Here is a 2,450-nt window from a genome sequence, read left to right as displayed (position 1 = left end):
ACAACGCGAGAGTCGAGCGAAGGCTTGCCCTCGCTTTGCTCTGGCGTTGTCGCCGCCTCCGGCTTCAGCCGGGCATCATATCCAAAATCAGAACTGCCCGAAGCTGAATCGGTGTGCAGCACGGAATCAGTCGGGCAACCGATAAACAGCACAAGGCGATGTGCCGTGTTTGTGGATCCGCGGGCCACTGACACGGCTTATCGCCTGAATTATCACATCATTTGGACGCAAGCGGTGGTGATAAGGTTGTGTGAGGTAATACGCCCGGCGCACTGCCTCACGCTCCTGTCGCCACAGCGTCTTATATTAATTCCCTGACCGCTCCATTATTTTGATGACATTGATTTTTGGAACATGAATAAAAGTTTATCTTTTTCGTTCATGCGGATATTATCAGAATAACCGCCTTTTGTTATTTGATACCCGCATGGCTTAACCATAAAAACACCTAAGCCCTTAGTGTATGAACTTACTTCTGAGGCATAGTCTTTACTTGTATTTAATGGAACTTTCCCTTTAATATGACACCACTCATTATTGCAACTGATGTCTTCAATCTCAGACATCATTTTTTGCAAATCTGTAATAGCTTTGGAACTCGCCTCCTGGGGTATCTGCAACTCAAAACAGAGCATCGGTTCGAGAATGTCCACACCTGACTGTTGCAAAGCCAGCCTGAAGACATAGGGGGTCAGCTGTCTGAAATCAGCAGGTGTGCTTACCGGGCTATAATACTCGGCTTGAGTGAAAGTTACTTTCAGATCTGTAACTTCCCAACCATGTAACCCCGATTGGCAAGACATACGAATCCCTTCAAAAACGGCGTTTTGAAAAGAATGGTTCAGATAACCATAGGAGATGTCACTTTCGATTTGCAACCCTGTCCCTAACGGTAAGGGTTCGAGAGTCAGCCCTATTGTGGCCCAGTAAGGGTTGGGTGGTACTTCAATCTGAATAATCTTATTGACCTTTTTTACAGGTCGTTCTTTGTAGATAGTCTTGATCTCATCAAAATGGACCTTGACGGAAAACCGTTCTTCCAGCAATGTCTGTATGATTTCCTTTTGGGTCAAACCATATAACGAGATTTCCAATTCATCGCTATATGAGTTTATGGAAAAGGACAAAGACGGGTCTTCAATCCACAATGTATTCAGAGCGGATATAACCTTGCTTCTCTCTTCGGGCTTGTCTGGCCGGACGGAGGATTTGAGGGCGGGATGCTGATGGGATAATCCTTGAATCAAACAAGGCTTAACACCTAAATAATCTCCGATTCGAAAATCTTCCATATCCTCTACAATCGCGATATCATTGGCACCCACTTCATCAAAATTTATCTCTCTGCCCTGATAAATAGTCTTTAGATTTTTAATCTTGATGGATTTTTCCGAATCGTTGATTCTTACGACGTCTCGAAGTCTCAGACTTCCGTCAATTATTTTTAGAAAACTTCTTTTATGTCCTTTGGGATCATGCTCTATCTTATAGAGATAAGCTGAAAGTCTGTTTGAGACTGATTCCGGAGGAAGTATAAAAGAAGTGATGGCGTCCATCAACTCATTGATGCCGATATTGAACATTGCTGATCCATGTAGCACCGGATAGACTTTGGCTTTTGCCACAAGAGCGATTATCGTATTCCAATAATCAGCCGGTGAAATTTCGCTATCCGACAAATATCGTTCTAATATATCGTCGTCATGGTTGCATACAAATTCTTTGTATTCTTCCTTTATATATGTTTGGGAGCAAACCGGATAAACCGATCCATCGGTAACAGTTTGCATAAACAGGACATCTTGAGACAGATTTGCTTTTATATCCAGATACAAACGCTCCAAATTCACACCGGCACGGTCAATCTTATTGATAAATATAATTGTCGGGATTTGCAGCTTATGTAAAGTATTGAACAGCAACTTTGTCTGCGCCTGTATGCCTTCCTTTGCGGATAAGATGAGGACTGCCCCATCAAGCATTTTGAATGTCCGCTCCACTTCCGCAATAAAATCCATGTGTCCCGGAGTGTCAATGATATTGCATTTCACTCCATTCCAGATAATAGATGTCGTAGAAGCCCGGACAGTAATTCCTCTACGTTTCTCTATATCCATAGAGTCTGTTATGGTGTCACCATTATCCACGCGGCCGCACTTTTCCGTTGCTCCGCTGGCAAACAGCAGATTCTCGGTTACGGAAGTTTTTCCTGCATCAATGTGAGCAAGAATTCCTAAATTTATAATATTCATTTGGATTAAGCAATAATATACTGCATTAGATGCGTTGTCGGAACGCACCTTTTAATACCTCCTCGTAGCATGAGAGAGCTACAGGATTCCTAACTCGTGTTGGTATGTATATTATTACTGCCGCATGGTGACCACAAAATTAGTAGGGTGTTCAGTTAGTTGTTCCGTATTCAGCTCACTTTTTTAAGTGTTTCGGTT

The 2,450-nt window shown here is 42.8% G+C and carries 2 protein-coding genes; one reads left to right on the top strand and one right to left on the bottom strand.

Going from position 1 to position 2,450, the window contains the following annotated elements; translation table 11 throughout:
• On the top strand, positions 1-318 hold a 318-nt coding region (locus E5331_RS20525; protein ID WP_168355326.1), incomplete at its 5' end, for a hypothetical protein.
• 8 nt (positions 319-326) lie between these two features.
• Here the strand turns inward: E5331_RS20525 and tet(Q) are convergent.
• Complete coding sequence (gene tet(Q), locus E5331_RS19990) at positions 327-2,252, bottom strand: tetracycline resistance ribosomal protection protein Tet(Q) (protein ID WP_016278665.1); 1,926 nt, start codon at positions 2,250-2,252, stop codon at positions 327-329.
• Positions 2,253-2,450 lie beyond the last annotated feature (198 nt).

It is taken from the genome of Lepagella muris, assembly GCF_004793975.1.
Lineage (GTDB): Bacteria > Bacteroidota > Bacteroidia > Bacteroidales > Muribaculaceae > Lepagella > Lepagella muris.
Note: the sequence above shows the minus strand (reverse complement) of the source record. Positions and strands in the feature narration are given on the sequence as shown.